The following is an 18,992-nucleotide window of genomic DNA, read 5'->3' on the forward strand; positions in this document are numbered from 1 at the left end:
GCCCCTGCTCCATTCTTCAACCCTCAACCGATTTGACGATGAAAAGTAAATTTCTACTCCTCCTTTTTTGCTGCCTGGCGACCTGGCAGTTGGCAACGGCTCAGGATGAAGCCATTTTCGGGCATTACAACCTGACGCCGGTTTTGATCAACCCCAGTGCAGTAGGTTTCGACAATTCCTACCAGCTGCAGCTGAACGCCCGGGCACAGTGGTCGGGTTTTTCGGATGCCCCTACCACCTATGCAGCGCAGTACAATGGTCCGCTGGGAGATAACTTTGGCCTGGGTGTAGGCGTCCTAACCGAGTCTGCTGCGCAATTGCAGCGCCTGCGTGCACACCTGAACTATGCCTTCCGGTTTGATATCAGCGATAATATCAAACTGGCAGCTGGATTCCAGGCAGAATACCAGCAAATGACGCTTGACAACAGCGTTATGACCAACAACTTTGTTGATTTTAACGATCAGCTGGTACAAGACTTTATGAATGGCGAAGGCGAGTTCGACGCCGCCTTAGGGTTCTTCAGCTCGTTTGGTGAAAACACACGGGTAGGGCTCTCTTTCACTAATCTGGTCCGGTCCCGCATTTCTCAGGACACAGACGAGTCTATTCTGGAGTATTACACCTTCTTTGCCAGCCACAGGATGGAGGTGGAAGATCTGGATTTCTCCTTTGAGCCATCTGTTATGCTGCGGAACGTTCGGGACGTGCCTTCCCAAATTGATATCAATCTGATGGCCCGGTTCATGGACAATCAGCTGACAACAGGTCTGTCTTACCGTTCGCTAGGTGCATTGGGTATTCTTCTGGGCACTCAGCTATCTATGGGGGAGACCAGCAACATTCAGATTTACTACAGCTACGACGTCTTCTTTCAGCAGTTTCAGAGCTACAATAACGGCTCCCACGAAATCAGCCTGATCCTCGGTTTTGAGCGGGATACCAAGAAGCGCCGCCGTTACTAATGGCATTTCCTGCTGAGGGTTGAATGTTTGGCAAGGTGTTTGCTATATAATCACTGAATAGGTTAAGATCGCCCCGGTCATTGGGCTGTGGCTCCGTCTTGCTACTACATCTTAATTCGGTGATATTAGTGAAACACTTCAAAAAGACAGGCCGTGTAACATGTTATGCTGCCGGGCAAATGATTGCCTAAAACGAATTTTGATGTAGTTATTTATTCGCCTGCGTGCGGGCTAAGCCTTCTGCTTCCCGCATCCTCCCCCGTCCGGAATCTTCCGTGGAATATCCGGGCCGGGGGAGGAAGTAGGTTTTCGGAAATCAGGGAAACTTTTCCTGAAACAAATTGAAACTTTTAAAATTTGATTCCGTAAACCTATATACGCAGCGCATAATCAGCTGCAAAGATTTAGGCGATTGGATTGTATGTGATTCACAAGAACCGTTTTTCAAGTTTATACTTAAATCGGTTTTTGGGATGGCCTCTCTTCTAACATTAGAAGGGGGGCTTTTTTCTTTGCACCTCCTCTTTTCTACTTTCTCTCGGTTTTCTCTTCTTTTTTCTTCCATTTTTGATTTTTGGCACGCTTTTCGCAGTTATAGGTTTGAGTCAGTAGCCTTCAAACAGGCAAAACAAAATTAGAGACGGCATACGTTTAGGTATGCTTGTGCTTTGTAAAGCAGGAAAGGACAGGTACTCTTACAGGCTGTAAGGCTTCGGAGCGGCTGTCTGCCCGGTGTGATTCGGTAAAGTGCATGTTGCCCCTGGTTAGTCAGGGACGCATCTGGTGCATTCCCTGATACTCCGTTTTTCCATACTGTACAAAGTGCTATGGTACAACGATTCTATTGCGGGCTGCCTTTGCGGGCAGCAACAGTGCATCAGTTGTTTGGTAACCCGGTAGAGACGCCCGAATGCTTACGTCATTCCGGTACCTGATCCAGGCCCCGACAGCTCCTCGTCCGTAGATGAAGAGGGTGCATGCAGCAATAGTGGAGTTGTGCCTACTCCTATAGTTTGACAGTTGGGCGGATTGCCTGCCTGTCACAAAGCGCTATGGAGTAGTCCGGTATCCGGAGATTGGAACTTCCATAATCCGGGTATCAGCAAAGGTCTCAGGTGTCTGGGAAAGGCTGACTGCATCCATCCATCATGGCGTCAGCTTCAAAGCCCGGATACTGTAGAGACAGTGCCTGGGCTTTTGTCGTTTGTCCCGATTTGTTTTGCCAGGTACGGCACCTTCATGCCATGTAGGGATACATGCATCAAAGGGGCTGTAGCAGATGAAGTGCTATTTGAGGTCAACAAGAGTAAATATGCAAAACCTTCAAACATTGTTTTTTGGTCAGGGCAGGCTTGTGCCTGCCCGCTGGCCTCGCTTTGGCATCCACCGGACAAGTTGATTCGAGTACGAATGTTCCGTAAAAGAATAGCCCCGGATCCACCTGTGAAGAAGACCAGGCATATTCCAAATGGGAATTTTTATGGATTCTGCCTTCGACTGGTGGGCAGGTTTTTTGAATCGGGCCGCGCAGGTACTGCTGTGCCGTACCTGCCTGATAGGAGCTCAGGTTCAGTAACTGTGGGTTATTGAAAATGACGTAGTAGGCCCGTGGATGTTTGGACAGGTTCACACCTTGTCCCGTAGCAGGCGAAAAGCCACAGCGCCTACGCGGCAACCCAGGGATAACGGGCGTAGCCTGCATTTGCCTGAGCTGCATAATCCTGCAGGCTGGCCTAATGCTAAAGCCCCTATTGATACAGGTAAAACAAAACAGCAGTCAATAGGAGAGCACTGTGCTAGAATGACTGTTAATGCCTGGTAGTCTGGGATTGCGCACCAGTGAAGGTTCTGGTATGAAATTGCTGTAAGGCCCTTTGGTCTGCAGTCAATACATGGGCTGACTGCAAGTAAATTTTGGCAGGCTTAGTAAGCAACTTAAACAAGGTGTCAGCCCCCCGTCACCTGAAAACAGGCACCCCACGCTATCAACTGTAACGGGCACCTGAATAAATTGTGATGCCATGAAAAAGGAAAGCCAATGCGAATGGCCGGCGGTGGGCTATCTCCATGCGAACCTGCAGAAAGCAGAGCGCTGGCAGTCTGTCCAGTTGTGTTGGTCTGCCCGCATCGGGACTGTAGTGGCTTTTTAAGCATCGGTTGGAGTACGTTGAGAAGTATGCGGTGCGAGCATATCCTTCCTGTCCGGGAAGCAGATGCGGTCCAGGTTTCAAAAGGACTGGACAGGCAAAACGTTTTTTCCGGTCGATGAGACGGAGGGAGAAAAATGCAAAACGATCAATCAATACGGTTATTGGTGATGCCGGCTCTGCATGGGGCCGGCCACTTTTACCCCAAATCAGGATAATATGGCACATTGATAAGAAGACAAGACGGGCTTTGGAGAAGTATACCTTCAGTTGGGCAGGTTTCCCTTCAAAGGGCTGAGTAGGAAAGGCGCATGCAGCGTACCTTCTGCACGCAACCCGCAGCGGGGCCAGGTTGCCTCTGAATGCCACTTCTGCAAAGAGATAGCGGGACGAATGAGAACGGGCTTACGGTAGCCGTTTGTAACCCTTCCCAACTTCTGTGAGCAGGAGCTTTCGTTGGATGCGCTACCGTACCAACCGGGGCATCCAAAATCAAGCCGTCTTTTTACGTGCCCGGCATGAGCCGGAGCCCCCTAATAGTTAGTCAGCGGCATAAGCTGCCATAATGCAGCCTGGCAGTGCTATGCCCCAAAACAAAGTATTTCAGTATCACTCATAAACTACATCAAAAATGAAACACTTATTAAAAAGCAACCAACATTCGGGCTGGCCACGCGCCACATACGCCCGAATACTGCAAACCATCGGTATGTTGGCTTTTACCTTATTCACAGGCCCGGCTTTGTACGCTCAGTGTGACCTGGCCTGCAACGGAGGCAACCCCAACTTCCCCTTAAACATCCCGGTCAATGGCGATTGCAATGTCGAGCTTGCCCCGGAGGATGTGCTAGAAGTTCCGATCATCTGCCCCGGAGATAAAATCCTCACCATACGGGATACGATGAACAGCATCATCGTGTCTGGTACCAACCTCGTCCTCTTTGACCCGGCGCCCTACGAAGGGCAGGTGCTGTCAGTAACGGTAACCGATGCCACAACCGGAATTTTCTGCAACAGCTTCATACGTGCAGTAGACATCAGCCCCCCGGTAATTAGCTGTGTAAACGATACCATCAGTTGTATTGCGGATACTTCGGCGGTGGTCCTCGGTGCACCTGCCGTGAGCGATAACTGCTCAGACGATATTTCCCTGTCTTACTTCGACAACTTCACCAACTTTACCTGTGCCAACGACAACAAAGCAATACTGGAACGGGTCTGGAGTGCTGCCGACGAACAGGGCAACACCTCTTCCTGCTCCCAGTTTATCCTGCTGGAGCGGCCAGACCTCAATACGGATATTGAATTCCCACTGGATACTCTGCTCAGTTGCGAGGTGGGGGACCCAACCCTGAATATGACCGGGCAGCCGGAACTGTTTGGGATCATCATTGAGAACACCAATGAGTGCGACCTCAATGTGACCTTCAATGACGACACCCTCAACCTTTGCGGTAATATCGAATACCAGATACAGCGTACCTGGACGGTGACCGAGTCCTGTTCAGGCACTATGGCCACCGATCTGCAGCTAATAACAGTGGTGGATACCGTGGCGCCGAACATTACCTGTCCCGGGCCCATCACCGTATCCACAAATACAGGCGCTTGCTGGGCTACGGTTACCCTCCCGCCGCCTACGGTAGTGGATAACTGCGACCCTGATGCTACCTTCTTTGTTAGTACCTCCTTCGGTGCTGTAGGCGTAGGGCCACATAATTTTGTGCCGGTAGGTACCCACACGATTCAGTACTCTTCCATCGATTTTTGTGGCAATTCCCAGCCTTGCACCACTACACTGAATGTGGTAGACCAGGAACCGCCCACAGCGGTATGCGAAGAAACCACCGTTGTCAGCGTGTCCAACAACGGACAGGGGACAGTATTCGCCGCTACCTTTAACGACGGGAGCAATGACAACTGCGCGCAGCAGCTTTTCTTCAAAGCCCGGCGTATGACGACCGGAAGCTGTAACGGGCTCAATGGTGATGATTCGAACATACCAGGCTATCAGGAATGGTTTGATGATAATGTCAGCTTCTGTTGTGAGGAGATTGACTCCACTGATATCAGAGTCATTATGCGGGTCTACGAAATTGACCCTGGTATTGGCCCTGTTGAGCCCACCCGGGAGCTACCTGGTGGTGACCTCTTTGGGCATTTTACAGAGTGCATGGTCAATGTGGAAGTACAGGATAAGATCGCTCCGGTGGTCGTCTGCCCGCAAAATCAGACGATAGACTGTACCGACGACTACAGTGACCTGAGCATTTTTGGGAACGCTACGGTCATGGACAACTGCTCTGCCGAGACGACTCTGGAAGAAACCGTTGATGTGGATAATTGCGGAGAGGGGACAATCACCCGGACCTTCTCCGCTGTAGACCCTTCCGGTAATATAGGAGGCTGTATTCAAACCATACAAGTGGTGAATCAAAATCCACTCACCCTGGGCCTTATCGATTTCCCGGATGATTACACCATCACCATTTGCGGTGCGCCTACTGACCCGGACGACCTGCCGCCCGGTTTTGATGAGCCTGTGGTTATGGACCCTGGTTGTTCAATGATTGGAATCAACCATACGGATGAGTTCTACGATGTGTCCTTCCCAGCCTGCTACAAAATACTTAGGGAGTGGGTAGTGCTGGACTGGTGTCAGTACGATCCGGAAAATCCATCAGCTGGGGGGCGCTTCTCAGACGTGCAGGTTATTAAAGTGGAGGATCTTAATCCTCCGGTTATGGTTTGCCCGGATGATGTGACTGTCGCGATGGGCTCCATGTGCGGGCAGGGCCCGGTGGTGCTTCCTGATGTGACTGCAGATGATTGCAGTACCAATATTCTTATTACCAATGACTCCCCCTATGCAGATGTGGGCGGCGCGAATGGCAGCGGCATTTACCCGGAGGGCACAACCGTTGTAAATTTCTATGCTAACGACCGCTGTGGCAATGTATCGACCTGCTCCGTGGAAGTAACGGTGGAGGATCAGACCGCCCCACAGCCCGTCTGTATTGTTGGTCTGTCCATCAATCTGGCTATGATGAATGGAGAGCCTATGGCGATGATCAACGCTGGTGCCTTTGATGGCAGTACCGTAGACAATTGTACCCCCGCCAATGAAATCGACCTTACCATCCGCCGCGCAGGCACCGGGCAGCCTACCACACCACAGCTGACGTTCAGCTGCGAAGATGTGGGCAATCAGATGATTGAATTCTGGGCAGAGGATGCTTCCGGCAACAGTGCGCATTGCCTCACGGTCATTGCGGTACAAGATAACAACGGCGTATGCCCGCAGGCCGCCAGCGGTATGATTGCAGGGGAGGTCACTACGGAGTCAGGACAGTATGTGGAAGGGGTCATGGTAGAAGTCATGAGCAGCGACCCGATGATGGCATACACCACTAACGATGGTTTCTTCGAGCTGCTGGGCGTGCCCTTTGGCGGTAGCTACACGGTCCGCCCCGAGCGGAATGCTGACCCTCTGAATGGCGTTTCCACACTGGACCTGATGTTTATCAGCCGTCATATACTGGGTGTGCAGCCTTTGAATACGCCCTACAAAATGATTGCTGCGGATGTTAACCGTTCCGGTTCCATTTCCACACTGGATATCATTGCCCTGCGCAAAATGATCCTGGGCCTGGAAAGCGAGCTGCCCAACGGCAACACCTCCTGGCGGTTTGTAGATGCCAACCATATCTTCCTAAACCCGAACAACCCCTTCGCCACCCCGATTCCCGAAGTGGTCAATATCAATGGTTTTGACCAGGACCATATGGATGCCAACTTCGTAGCGATTAAGGTAGGCGATGTAGACCTTTCGGCTGCACCCAACGACCTTAGCGGAGTTGAAGAACGTGACCCGGAAGGCAGCATGATGGTCCATATACCGGATGTGAGCGTCAACGAAGGACAGGAATTTACCATTCCATTCACCACCACGGGGCTACATGCTGTACTGGGCTATCAGTTTACTCTGCGCTTCAATACCGAAGCCCTGGAGTACATGGAGCTCGTGGCTGGCCCGGTTCCCGGTATGTCAGGGTCCAATTTCAACCTGCAGAAAACGAACGACGGCTGGATCACCACAAGCTGGAACCAAACCAGTACCCTTCCTGGGGAAGGGCAGTCAGAACTCTTCGCGATTACCTTCCGCGCCCGGCAGCCCATTGAGTCGCTGGAGGAGCTGGTCAGCTTCACGAGCGTGCCGACTTCAAAGGAAGCCTACGATATGGAAGGCAATATTATGGATGTGGGGCTCAACTTTGGTGAAGCCATTTCCTCCTCAGGCAGTGTCCGGGTGGAAGGCTATGAATTGTACCAAAACCGCCCCAACCCCTTCAGCACCAAAACGGTGATTGGCTTCAGGTTGCCGATTGCAGGTGAAGCAAAAGTGACGGTATACGATATGGCAGGCAAGGTACTCTTTCATCAGGAAGGCTATTACGATGCCGGGGCTCACGAGCTCATCATCAGAGGCACCGAACTGGGTGCCTCAGGGTTACTTTACTATCAGTTGCAAACCGCTGACTATGCCGCTACCAGGAAAATGATTCTTATGAATTAATAATTCCGGCAAAACACCCTTTGTGCAACCGCCCAAACGCCAGACTTCCCAACTGGTACGGCGGGTGCACAAACGGGCTGTTCTACCGGATCCGTTTGACAACATTCCCAAAATGTTCCCAATTCGCCCCCGTTTTCCCAGCGGGGGCAATTTTTTTTGCAAGGCTTAGCATTAATTCATATATTGTGATCGAAAATTCATCCCCCCGTATTTTCTGTTTATTTCGGAGAAACGATGAATGCAGTTCCCCCCGCAGTATTCAATTTCTCCACGAGCTTTGAGAGGCTAGGTTACAGCTTAACCAAGCCAAAAACAAGGAAGATGGCAGTTCGCTGCCGTCTTCCTATTTCTTCCCGCATCCATACCTGAGAAAATCGCCTCAAAAACGTGCAAACGCTACTTTTTAGCGTCCGCTTAGGTCGTCTACCCGGGCTTTACAATGCCTTCCCTTTACGATTAACTTAACTTAGAATACGCTTCGCGGTTGCTGATAACACGTAGGTTGCCTCCCCCCACCATGCTGCTATCGGATGGCCGCTTAGGACTACTTGATTTACCTGTTCACAATCATAAACCCATATGAAACTTAAAAACCGAACCCTGTTTTTTTTGTGCGTACTTCTTTCCTGGGGGCACTCCATGTTTGCACTACCTGATACCCATTCCTCCGACGATCCCATCGCTCCTACTGCAATTTGCGATGACGAGGTTAACGTATCCCTGACGGGGAATGGGGAGGCTATTGTTTTCGCCGGCACTTTTGATGAGGGTAGCAACGATAACGTTTGCTTTGCCGGTGTGAAGGTCCGGCGTATGGGGCAGAGTTATGCCGCTTTCGGCCCCTTCGTTACTTTTGATTGTGCCGATATAGGGCAAACAGTTATGGTGGAATTGCTGGCCATCGACTGCGCCGGCAATTCCAACAGCTGTTGGTCCGCAGTAACGGTGGAGGATAAACTGGCCCCAAGCCTGCATTGCCCGCCTACACAATCTGTAGCCTGCCATCAGTCGGCGGATTGGGATTACGTCGGAACGCCTAATGCCTTTGACAATTGCGGTGTTGCCAATCTGGTATTCAACGATCAGGAAAGCACAAATTCCTGTGGTTCCGGTCAGATCGTCCGCATATGGACTGCAACGGACAACTACGGTAATACCAGCACTTGTACACAGACGATTTACCTCTACGATAATACCCCAATTGAAGTCCACTTCCCACCCGATTACGTTACCTATGATTGCACTACAGTAGACGACCTGGCACCGGAAAACCTTCCCGCGCCCTTTGCCCGTCCGGAAATCCTATACGAAGATTGCGAGCTGATCGCTACCAACTACGAGGATTGGGTCTTTACCGCTGCTTCCGAATCCTGTGTCAAAATCCTCCGCGAATGGCGGGTAATTGATTGGTGTACCTACGAATACGGCGGCAGCACCGGGATCTGGAGCGAAACTCAAATCCTGAAAATCCAGGATACGCTTCCACCGGTTTTTACCTGCCCGGACGATCTGCTTGTGCCCACCTCTTTTACAACTTGCACCGCGAGCTTTACATTGCCCCAGCCAACAGACATTCAGGACTGCCTGCCGGGCGTGGAGGTGAGTGCATTTGGTGACCTTGGCAGCGGCTTCCAGTATTCCGGCGTGCCCGTTGGCGTTTATGAAATGAAGTACGTACTGAAGGACGGCTGCAACAACACAAGCAGTTGCGAAATTACCGTCACCGTAGAGGATGCCACCGCGCCCACACCGGTTTGCCTCGAAGGCGTAACCATAGCTCTGATGCAAGGTGGAATGAATGAACTTTCTGCATCCGCCATCGAAATAGGCAGTAGCTATGACAACTGTACTGATTACGAAAACCTCGAACTACGCCTTGGCTTCGAGCCTGGCCCGGGGCAAACCACACCACCTGCAACCGATGCTCTGACCTTTACCTGCGACAACCTCGGCATGAATGTGATTGCTCTCTGGGTAGGCGATAAAGCAGGGAACTGGGGCTATTGCCTGACGAGCGCTGTGGTGCAGGACAACGCCGGCGTTTGCGATCCTGATACCACTTCTACTGATCCAATGGCGGCAATTGCCGGGCATGTTTATGATTTTCAGGGCGACAAAATACCGGATACGGAAGTACGGCTGAATGATCTGGATATGGCAATGACGGATACCCTGGGCGATTATCGGTTTAGCGGAATGCCCATGGGCGGCAGTTACGAAATCACGGCTCAAAAATCGGATGACCCAAGAGCAGGCATTACTACCGGCGATTTGCTGGCCATCGCCCGTCACCTGATGGGCGTAGACACCATCACCAGCCCTTACCAACTGGCCGCTGCAGATGTAGACCAGTCCGGCACCCTGGATTCAGACGATATTATGATGCTCCACTTCATCCTGCTGGGGGTTCAGCCCGATCTGGCTGAAGGCTTAGGGTGGCGGTTCATCCCGGAGTCCTTTGTTTTTCCCAATGATACTTTGGTGACGGTGGGCTATCCTGAAGCCATCCTGATTGATACCCTTGGGGCAGACTTCATGAATGGGCACTTCGTCGGCATCAAGCTGGGGGATGTCAATGGCAGCGCGATGGAGGACACGTCTTCCACATTCCAATCCCTGGAGAACCGGAGCATTAAAACCGCTGACATCGTCATTCGGGACGAAGTGCTTCAGCCGGGTCAGGAATACCAGCTGTCAGTTTCCATTAGCGCCCATCTGACCGGGGGAGTATTACAGCTTTCGCATCCGGATTTGGAAGTGATTGGCGCGGAAGCCGCTTCCGTTGAGGCTGTATTCCTTCACGCTGCTCCCGATGGTTCCACCACACTAAGCTGGTTGGGAGATGCCGGGCAAGGACAGCCGGCTTTCACGCTTAGTGTCAGGGCAAAGCAAACGGTCCGGGTAAGCCAGGCTTTATCGTTGTCTGCCCAAAGCCGCGCCATGAAAAATGCGGAAGACTACGGGCTTGCTCTGGGTTTTGGAGCACCCGCTTTCGACACACAGGTTAAGGTGCAGCCTAACCCCTTCCGGGAAACATTATTGCTGCAGTATACACTGCCCGCCTCAGAAGAAGTAAAACTTCAAATCTGGAATGCGAAAGGCCAAGTCGTACTGACACAATTCCGGCCGGGCTTCAGAGGTGTCAACCAATGGAACCTCCCCGCTTACCAGCTGCAGGTACCCGGCACCTACTTCTACCGGTTGTCTTCAGAAAGCCTGCAGCATCAGGGGCGTTTGGTCCGGATGCCGTAGCAAGAATTCGTTTTATTGTTTAAGTGTAATGCAGAGGGCCGGGCCGCGAGGTTTTGCCCTCTTTTTCGTACCTGATCCCACGCTTTTGAGCTGCCAAAAATGTATATTTGGAGGATGACTACGGAAGCACAACTTGCAGAATGGAAACGTGCCTGGCGCCACTTACTGAGCGAAAGCCTGGGCAGGGTCTTCGATGCGATTGAAGAGCGCTTGCCAGCAGGCAGCGAAAAGGCAGACGAGTTGCTCTTGCTGAAAGCCCAGCTTAATGAGGCCAACCGGGCTAAAGTCATGGGCGTCAAATCCAGTGAAGACCTGCAACTGGACTACAACCGCATCCGTTTGCACTTGCTGGAATGGATTGACGGATTAGAAATTACAGATTTTAATGCCGCTGCATCCGGGCTAAAGCCCAAAGGAAGAGGTGTGCTGCTGCACAAAATCCCCCGGCAGATGGAAGTAGGCAGGGAAGAAGTCTGTGTCATTCGCCTGGCCTACGACCGCGCCGTCATCGCGGATAATCTGGAGCTGACAGAAGCCGTAGAGGTTAAGGAAGTAACTGTTTCGGAAGTCATGGAAGCGGAGCTGATTGATGCCAACAGCGAACCTGCATTCCGCATCCGCACCTATCACGATGAGCGGCAGTTTCTGGAGGTAGGGGCCTACACGGAGTGGAAGTTTTATGTGGAGCCCATACGGGAAGGCACCTTTCGGCTGTTGCTCAAACTGACCGTCATCGAAGAAGTAATGGGCGCCCGCGAACGCCGAAATATCACTTGGGAAGAACAGGTACAGATCGTCACAGAATCTGATGTAACGGAACCGGCTACATTCCGTGCTGCCGGAGTCGCCTTATCTGCGCCCGGCGTACCTCCGCTCAGCCCCACAATGACAGGCGGCGGTGCATTTCCCGGAGCACCCTCCGCGCCCCGGCGTACCGACCCGTTTTCCCCGGCTGCAAAAGAAGAGCAGACAACCCGGCCTTCAGCAGGGACAGGCACACCAAAACGGAGTACGGCGCAACAACAGCAGCAGCCACAACCAGCTCCTGCAAAGGCTAAAGGGCGAAGCCTGGTCCGCCGGCTCTCCATCGCGGCCAGTGTAGTGCTGATTGTTGGCTTTGGCGGGCTGTACCTGCTCTCCACCGGCGAGAAAAGCGCTGCAGAGGAACAGTATCCGGCTAATGAGGTACCCGGCAAAGTGGTGGAACCTACTGAGCGCCCCGTTGCTTTACCATCGGGTGTGAGGTGGTCTGCCGCCTTAAGCAACCGGAGGATCCTCCGGTCGGACCCACTGCCGGCAAGGCCTGCTGCACCTGTGGTGTTCGAAGTCTGCGTGGCCGCATCCGGTGAAGTAGTGAAAGTAATGCCGGTTCAGCAGAGTGCCGCTGACCGGCAATGGGTAGCACAGGTAGCCCGCAGCCTGAATTCCTGGGCTTTTGAGCCTGCCGTCGGAGAGACTTGCGGTACCTTCACTTATCTACCTGAATAATCCGAATTCTTTGGAAACTGGTCGATCAAAATTGCCCATCTTTGAATTTCTGTGTTTTTTCACCCTCAAAACCAAAAAGGCTTAAATGACCTACGATAATTTCACGACAAAATCCCAGGAAGCCATTCAGAAAGCCCAGCAAATCGCCGGTAGTTTAGACCAGCAACAGGTCGGCACCGCCCACCTCGTCCGGGGGATTCTGGAAATAGAAGAAGATGTTGCCACTTTTCTCTTCAGCAAATGCGGTGTGAGCATGACCACCCTGCGCAAGGGGCTGGAAAAATCCATCGTGGCTACCCCGAAGGTGAAAGGCACCGAAAAGCAATTTCTAACCAAGCCTGCCAATAAAGCACTCAGCCGTGCAAAAAAACTCCTGCCTGATTTTGGTGATGAGTATATCTCTATTGAGCTCATACTTATGGGCATCGCCCTTGGTGATGATGAAACGGGTAAATTGTTGCAGGCAGAGGGCGCTACGGAGGAAGCCCTTAGCGCCGCCATCGAAGAGCTGCGCAAGGGGCGAAAAGTCACTGACCAAAGCGCAGAAAGTGGCTACAATTCTCTAAAGAAATTCGCCATCAACCTCAACGAGCGGGCAGAATCCGGCAAGCTCGACCCCATCATCGGGCGGGATGAGGAAATCCGCCGCGTACTCCATATCCTGAGCCGACGTAAGAAAAACAACCCTATCCTGATCGGCGAAGCAGGCGTAGGGAAAACCGCCATCGTGGAAGGCATTGCCTGGCGGATCGTTCAGGGCGATGTGCCCGAAAACCTCCGCGAAAAGAAAATCCTGACCCTTGATATCGCTGCTCTGATTGCCGGTGCGAAATACAAGGGAGAATTCGAAGAACGCCTGAAAGCCGTGATCAAGGAAGTCGCGGACTCCAATGGCGAAGTCATTCTGTTTGTAGATGAAATCCATACCCTTATCGGAGCAGGCGGGGGCAATGGCGCTATGGATGCAGCCAACATACTGAAGCCCGCCCTGGCACGGGGAGAGCTGCGGACCATTGGTGCGACTACTTTGGACGAATACCAAAAGTACTTTGAGAAAGACAAAGCCCTGGTACGCCGCTTCCAAACTGTCCTAATCGAAGAGCCTAGCGTGGAGGATACCATCTCCATCCTCCGCGGGCTACAGGAAAGGTATGAGGTCTATCACAAAATCGAGATACTGGACAGTGCGCTTATCGCCGCTGCGGAGTTGTCCCACCGGTACATCGCCGACCGCCACTTGCCAGATAAAGCCATTGACCTGATTGATGAGGCGGCTGCTAAACTCCGCCTTGAACTGGACTCCGTACCGGAAGAAATAGACGAGTGGGACCGACGGGTGCGTCAGCTGGAAATTGAGCGGGAAGCCCTCAAGCGGGAAGGCAACGACCGCAAAGTGGAAGCCATCAATGAGCAAATTGCCAATGCACGGGAAAAACGGGATGGCATCCGCGCCACCTGGAAGAATGAGAAGGAAATCGTGGACACCATTCAGGGCATTAAAAAGCGCCTTGAGGAACTGGAAACGGAAGCCGCTAAAGCCGAACGCAACAGTGATTTTGAGCTGGTGGCTAAAATCCGCTACGGCCAGATGCAGGAACAGGAAGCCATGCTCAAAGCAGCTGAGGAAAAGTTGGGCGAGCTCTCCGAAGAGAAGCGCTTCACCAACGACGAAGTTTCCGGCGATGATATTGCCGAGATCGTTTCCCGCTGGACGGGCATTCCCGTGACCAAGATGCTGCAAAGTGAAAAGGACAAACTCCTGCGCCTGGAGGATGAGCTGCATAAGCGCCTGATCGGTCAGGATGAAGCCGTACGCGCCGTGGCTGATGCCGTGCGCCGCAGCCGGGCTGGATTACAGGATGTGGACCGCCCCATTGGCTCCTTTATCTTCCTCGGGCCTACCGGTGTGGGCAAAACCGAACTGGCCAAAGCCCTTGCGGAAGTCCTTTTTAATGACGAAAAAGCCATCACCCGCATCGATATGAGTGAGTATCAGGAGCGGCATGCGGTTTCCCGCCTTGTGGGTGCGCCTCCGGGCTACGTGGGCTACGATGAAGGCGGGCAACTGACTGAAGCGGTGCGCCGCCGGCCCTATTCCATTGTACTGCTGGATGAGATCGAAAAGGCACACCCGGATACCTTCAATGTCCTGCTGCAAGTCCTTGATGATGGCCGCCTGACAGATAACAAGGGGCGGGTAGCTAATTTCCGGAATACCCTCATCATCATGACTTCCAACATGGGCGCCGAGGTTATCCTGGAAAATTTTGAGGATCTGATCGAGTTGCCTGAAGACAAACAGCCGGAAGTGCTGGATGCTACCAAAGATGAAGTTTTCGACTTGCTGGAAGAAGAGCTGCGCCCGGAATTTCTGAACCGCATTGATGAGCGCATCATGTTCCTGCCGTTAACCCGGGAGGAAATCAAACAGATTCTCCACCTCCTACTGCGTAAGGTGAAAAAAATGCTCGGCGACCAGGGCATGTCCATCGAGCTGACACCGGCTGCCGAAGACCTGCTGGCTGAAATGGGCTACGACCCGCAGTTTGGCGCCCGGCCCATGAAACGGGTCCTTCAAAAGGAGGTGGTCAATGAGCTGTCCAAGCATGTACTGTCGGGCACTTTTGTTGCGGGCGACACCATCGTGGTAGCTGAAAAGGATGACGAACTGACGTTCGAAAAGAAATAGGTACGTCTGTCAGGCAACTGCATGGAAAAAAGCCGCCAACTTCGCCTCGTCAAGTTGGCCATCGGTGCGGACTCCGCTGCAAAGGTCAATGCCAAATGGCTGTACTGCCTCAATGGCCTGCCGGACGTTTTGAGCATTCAGGCCGCCGGCGAGAAAAACCGGAGCCCGGGCTTGTTCCACAATCCGGCGGCTAAGTGACCAGTCGTGCGTACGCCCGGTGCCCCCCAGTTCCTTGATTTTGAGGCTAGGGTTGCCGCTGTCGAGCAGCAGTGCATCCACCGATTCCGATACCCGGACCGCTTCCTCAACGGAGCCCTCATCAAGAACATGAATAACCTGAACGAGCTTAACCGCCGGCAGTGCCGCCCGGATGTCCGCGTAGGTGCCTTCAGACAGGGCATCAACCAATTGCAGCGTATTGGTGTGGACCTTTTTGTGGTGGGCGATGATCGCTTCCGCTCTGGTCTCGCTGGTCAGCAGAAAACTAGCAACTGGTGGAGGTATGTCAAGTACAATTTGGGCAATGGCATTGTTCGTTAGCGTACCCGGGCCGCTCGGCATAGGACCTACCAGGCCGAGTGCATCGGCTCCGTACTGTACGGCGAGTTGAGCCTCCTGGACATTGCTGATGCAACAGATTTTCACCCTTGGAGATACTGATTTATACATAGACCCCTGTTTTATACCGATGATTAAGCGGTATACCCTGGGGTAGCACACCACTTCGTAATGCGTATAGCTTCGCTGCTTCAGATACTAACCCGCCGTGCAATCGGCTTCACCCGCACTATCGCTACGCTACAGTGGGCCCGCTCGGTCAGTTGAGTGGTGAAATTGCCCACCACCATGCGCTGCAGGAAGCCCACTTTGGTGGTGCCCACAATGAGAAGGTCAAATTCGCCTGACTTTTCCACCAGCGTATCAATGGGATTGTCCGAAGCCATGACCTGCGTGTTGTACAATGCCCGTGCGGAGTGCCGCTGAATAGCTTCGATGAAGATCTTGCCGGACTCCGCCTGTTGCGCAGCGGTAAAGTCCTGGGGCAGAATATTGAGAAAAGTGACCGTCCCGCCAAACTGCGTGGCTAATGCTCCGGCCAGTCGCACCATCAGGTTGAGGTTCAGCCGACTACCCAGGGAGACCGCGATGCGCTTGGGCTGGAAGGCAGTTCCCGAGCCCTGCAGGCGGAAGAAAATGAAATCCGTAGGCGCTTTATTGAGTACTTGTTCCAGTAGGTTAAGGGTAGCGGGTTTGGCAGACTTGCCCGCGTAGCCCATGACTGTAATATCGCAGTTTTCCTCTTCAGCCGCATGCACGATACCCATGCCCAGCTTATGGGAAGCACGGATAACTGGTTTGACTTTTACGCCTTTCGCAGTAGGCCAGAGCGCAGTGCGTTCGAGGAGTTCCAGCGACTGATCGGATTCAGAAAGTGCCGTGCGAAAGTCGACCTGCTCCGGCGTATTTACTACGTGCAGGGCTATGATTTCACCACCTTTAGAGGCCAGCAAGGCATGGCACAGCTCAAAAATACTTTGCTGGGTATTGGGATTCGCTACCGGCATGAGAATCCGCTCGGTACTGCGCAAGTGAATCCGCCGCCCTTCATCCGAAAGTGTTAGCTGAAAACCGGTCTCCTGCCGGAAGACCCGCTTACGTGCGTAGAAAAAGTACACGCCTGCGCCAATCAGGGTGAGCTGCAGCCCAAAGAAGAGGGACAGCCAGTCGAGCGTAAACAGGAGGCCCAGGTTGGCAACGAAGGTCAGCTCAGGGAGTATGCGTTTCCAAAGGGCCTTTGGGCGTCGTTCCGGTTGCGTGCGGTAAATTTGCCGTAAGGCCAGCGATACGGGCAACAGGGAGACCAGCAGGCAGAAGTTGGCGGCTTTGGCAATAAACGCGAGGTCGAAGAGCAGCAAAAAAACAAGAATCAGGATACCCCCGGCCAGAATCGCAGCTCGTGGGGTCTTCGCCCCCTCATGCACTTTGCCCAGGAGGTCCGGCACAAACCGGTCTCGTCCCATCGCGTAAATCTGCCGCCCCTGGGACAGGAGTGTGCTGTTAAGCGCTCCTGCAGCAGCAAGGACTCCTCCAAGGGAGATTAAAAGCCATCCAAAGCCTCCAAAAACAGCGGTAGCTACATCTGCCAACGGGGCACTGCTCTTAGCCAACTCCTGCCACGGTATTATCATAATGCTGACGACCGCCACCAAAAGGTAAAAAACGAACGCAATTCCCATGGACAGCTTCATCGCCTTAGGGATGATTACCGTCGGTTCCCGGATTTCATCCGCATTATTGGCAATTAACTGATAACCAAAGAAAGAAATGTAGATGATGCCGATGGCGCTAAAAGTGCCGCTGTAACCGGTTTGGAAGGTAGGTACAGCCAGCGCGGGCTGCAGGAACAGTGCGGCCCCCAGCAGTAAAATGATCAGGATTGCCAGGTTACCCCAGGTCAGCAGGTTTTGAATGCGGTCGGCTCCTGCTGTACCCTTAGCATTAAGATAGGAAGAGAGCAGGACCAGCCCACCTGCCGTGGCTTTAACGCCAAACGCGGGTACTTCATAGCCAAAGAGCGCAGTGAAGTATTCCGCAAAACCAATGGCATATAGACCACAGGCAAAGATGCTGCCAAGGGCAAGGAACCAGCCCGTCACGAAGCCGCCCAGGCTGCCCAGGGACTGATAAGCGTAGGCATATCCTCCACCTGATATGGGGACGAGCTTCGCCATCTCCGCAAACAAAAGCGTAGTCAGAAAAGCAAGCCCTCCACACAGGACATAGGATATCCATACCGAAGGGCCTGCTACGCCCGCGGCCAGGCCAATGAGCACATAAACCCCGGCGCCCATTAGTGCGCCCACGCCAATCGTAGTAGCTCCAAACAGGCCCACCGTCCGCTCAAAGGTGACCGGGATGAGTTTCTTGTGAAAGATGTCGCGCAAACTGTTCGCCATAGTGCTGTTGGTTTTGGGTATGCCTCAATCCAATAACAACACCATCGCAGATTTTGCCTACAATTCTTTCAGGTTTATGACCTCAAAATTCCGAACGGCAAAGTAGTCATCAAGCCCGTAGTCGGTATTGATAATAATACCGCCCAGCAGCGCAACGTGGTCGCCGTGGAACTCCTTTTTGGTGTCGTTGATGTACTGATGGATCTTCTGGTCAATAATTTTGTAGGTGGCTTCGGTAATAGCGACCTCCTGATTGTCAGCCGCCAGTATTTCCTCCCGATAGGGCAGCAGGCTTTTCTCCAGCGTCATCTGCTGATAGTCATCGTCGTGTACCTGTGGGCTGTAGTTGTCATTCTTCCGGAACCGGTCCAGCGCCAGCATAAGTGCACCACAGGAGTTACCCGGGTTATCCTGACGTGGCCGGTACATTCTACCTGTTTCGCCCTCCAGGGTTATTCCAATGTGCGGGCCATAAAAAATAAAGGCAGAGCCATCGTCCGGAATATGGTGGGCGAATGCGGTCATGCCGGTTTGCCCGGCAAAGGGGATGCCGCCCAGCCCGCCCATGATGAAGGGGCCAAACAGGACGTTGAAGAAGGTGGTGGAGGGAACGTTGATGTCATCCGAACAAAGCGAAGTGGCCATGAGGACTTTAGAGACATCCAGGCCGTATTCGTCTTGCATCCGGCCCATATAACGGACGGAAGTGTCTTTGGCGTCAGTAGCGTTAGGGAAAACAGCCTTAACAATTTGGTCAAATTTTCGTTGCAGCATGTCAGTAGTATTGGTGAATGAAATTGGCTTTCAGTATGGGCATTACCGGGCAGGCAAGTTAGCGGTAACTTCATGCGGCTTCAGTAATGTTGCTCACTAAATAAAATAGTGGCCTTTCCCTAAAGATAAAGTTACCTTGGGAAA

10 protein-coding genes are annotated in these 18,992 nt (G+C 52.7%); 6 read left to right on the plus strand and 4 right to left on the minus strand.

Features of this window, described 5'->3' with window-relative positions:
• Positions 1-38: 38 nt before the first annotated feature.
• Positions 39-965, plus strand: a complete 927-nt coding sequence (locus ACO08I_RS18315; protein WP_421946705.1) for a PorP/SprF family type IX secretion system membrane protein — start codon at positions 39-41, stop codon at positions 963-965.
• A 1,297-nt stretch (positions 966-2,262) separates the two neighbouring features.
• Here ACO08I_RS18315 and ACO08I_RS18320 read toward each other — a convergent pair.
• The gene (locus tag ACO08I_RS18320; RefSeq protein WP_421946706.1) at positions 2,263-2,682 is read right to left on the minus strand and encodes a hypothetical protein; all 420 of its coding nucleotides are present in this window, start codon (positions 2,680-2,682) and stop codon (positions 2,263-2,265) included.
• 304 nt (positions 2,683-2,986) lie between these two features.
• On the opposite strand from ACO08I_RS18320, the gene ACO08I_RS18325 reads away from it, so the two are divergent.
• The 5 genes from ACO08I_RS18325 to clpB all read left to right on the plus strand — a co-directional run bounded on the left by ACO08I_RS18325 (position 2,987) and on the right by clpB (position 15,117).
• On the plus strand, positions 2,987-3,115 hold the full coding sequence (locus ACO08I_RS18325; protein WP_421946707.1) for a hypothetical protein: 129 nt from the start codon (positions 2,987-2,989) through the stop codon (positions 3,113-3,115).
• Positions 3,116-3,743: 628 nt separating this feature from the next.
• A complete protein-coding gene (locus ACO08I_RS18330; protein ID WP_421946708.1) occupies positions 3,744-7,688 on the plus strand; it encodes an HYR domain-containing protein in 3,945 nt (1,314 codons plus the stop codon).
• A 579-nt stretch (positions 7,689-8,267) separates the two neighbouring features.
• The gene (locus tag ACO08I_RS18335; protein WP_421946709.1) at positions 8,268-10,940 is read left to right on the plus strand and encodes an HYR domain-containing protein; all 2,673 of its coding nucleotides are present in this window, start codon (positions 8,268-8,270) and stop codon (positions 10,938-10,940) included.
• A gap of 114 nt (positions 10,941-11,054) precedes the next feature.
• Positions 11,055-12,428: a hypothetical protein gene (locus ACO08I_RS18340; RefSeq protein ID WP_421946710.1), complete on the plus strand. Its 1,374-nt coding sequence runs from the start codon at positions 11,055-11,057 to the stop codon at positions 12,426-12,428.
• Positions 12,429-12,513: 85 nt separating this feature from the next.
• Positions 12,514-15,117 (plus strand): ATP-dependent chaperone ClpB, encoded by a 2,604-nt coding sequence (gene clpB / locus ACO08I_RS18345; protein ID WP_421946711.1) that lies wholly within the window; start codon positions 12,514-12,516, stop codon positions 15,115-15,117.
• 9 nt (positions 15,118-15,126) lie between these two features.
• Here clpB and ACO08I_RS18350 read toward each other — a convergent pair whose 3' ends face one another.
• The 3 genes from ACO08I_RS18350 to ACO08I_RS18360 all read right to left on the minus strand — a co-directional run bounded on the left by ACO08I_RS18350 (position 15,127) and on the right by ACO08I_RS18360 (position 18,848).
• Complete coding sequence (locus ACO08I_RS18350; RefSeq protein WP_044219401.1) at positions 15,127-15,786, minus strand: phosphoribosylanthranilate isomerase; 660 nt, start codon at positions 15,784-15,786, stop codon at positions 15,127-15,129.
• Between the two features lie 80 nt (positions 15,787-15,866).
• Complete coding sequence (locus tag ACO08I_RS18355; protein ID WP_421946712.1) at positions 15,867-18,074, minus strand: amino acid permease; 2,208 nt, start codon at positions 18,072-18,074, stop codon at positions 15,867-15,869.
• A gap of 57 nt (positions 18,075-18,131) precedes the next feature.
• Positions 18,132-18,848, minus strand: coding sequence for a hypothetical protein (locus tag ACO08I_RS18360; protein ID WP_076650632.1), 717 nt, complete (start codon positions 18,846-18,848; stop codon positions 18,132-18,134).
• Positions 18,849-18,992: the final 144 nt, after the last annotated feature.

Origin of the sequence: Phaeodactylibacter xiamenensis (genome assembly GCF_965229835.1) — a bacterium.
GTDB classification, from domain to species: Bacteria; Bacteroidota; Bacteroidia; order Chitinophagales; family Saprospiraceae; genus Phaeodactylibacter; species Phaeodactylibacter xiamenensis.

Excerpts from the sequence above, each read along its gene's own strand:
- ACO08I_RS18360 (WP_076650632.1), bottom strand. The coding sequence starts at position 18,848 with ATGCTGCAACGAAAATTTGACCAAATTGTTAAGGCTGTTTTCCCTAAC.
- ACO08I_RS18325 (WP_421946707.1), top strand. The coding sequence starts at position 2,987 with ATGAAAAAGGAAAGCCAATGCGAATGGCCGGCGGTGGGCTATCTCCAT.
- clpB (WP_421946711.1), top strand. The coding sequence starts at position 12,514 with ATGACCTACGATAATTTCACGACAAAATCCCAGGAAGCCATTCAGAAA.
- ACO08I_RS18355 (WP_421946712.1), bottom strand. The coding sequence starts at position 18,074 with ATGGCGAACAGTTTGCGCGACATCTTTCACAAGAAACTCATCCCGGTC.
- ACO08I_RS18315 (WP_421946705.1), top strand. The coding sequence starts at position 39 with ATGAAAAGTAAATTTCTACTCCTCCTTTTTTGCTGCCTGGCGACCTGG.
- ACO08I_RS18335 (WP_421946709.1), top strand. The coding sequence starts at position 8,268 with ATGAAACTTAAAAACCGAACCCTGTTTTTTTTGTGCGTACTTCTTTCC.
- ACO08I_RS18350 (WP_044219401.1), bottom strand. The coding sequence starts at position 15,786 with ATGTATAAATCAGTATCTCCAAGGGTGAAAATCTGTTGCATCAGCAAT.
- ACO08I_RS18340 (WP_421946710.1), top strand. The coding sequence starts at position 11,055 with ATGACTACGGAAGCACAACTTGCAGAATGGAAACGTGCCTGGCGCCAC.
- ACO08I_RS18320 (WP_421946706.1), bottom strand. The coding sequence starts at position 2,682 with ATGCAGCTCAGGCAAATGCAGGCTACGCCCGTTATCCCTGGGTTGCCG.
- ACO08I_RS18330 (WP_421946708.1), top strand. The coding sequence starts at position 3,744 with ATGAAACACTTATTAAAAAGCAACCAACATTCGGGCTGGCCACGCGCC.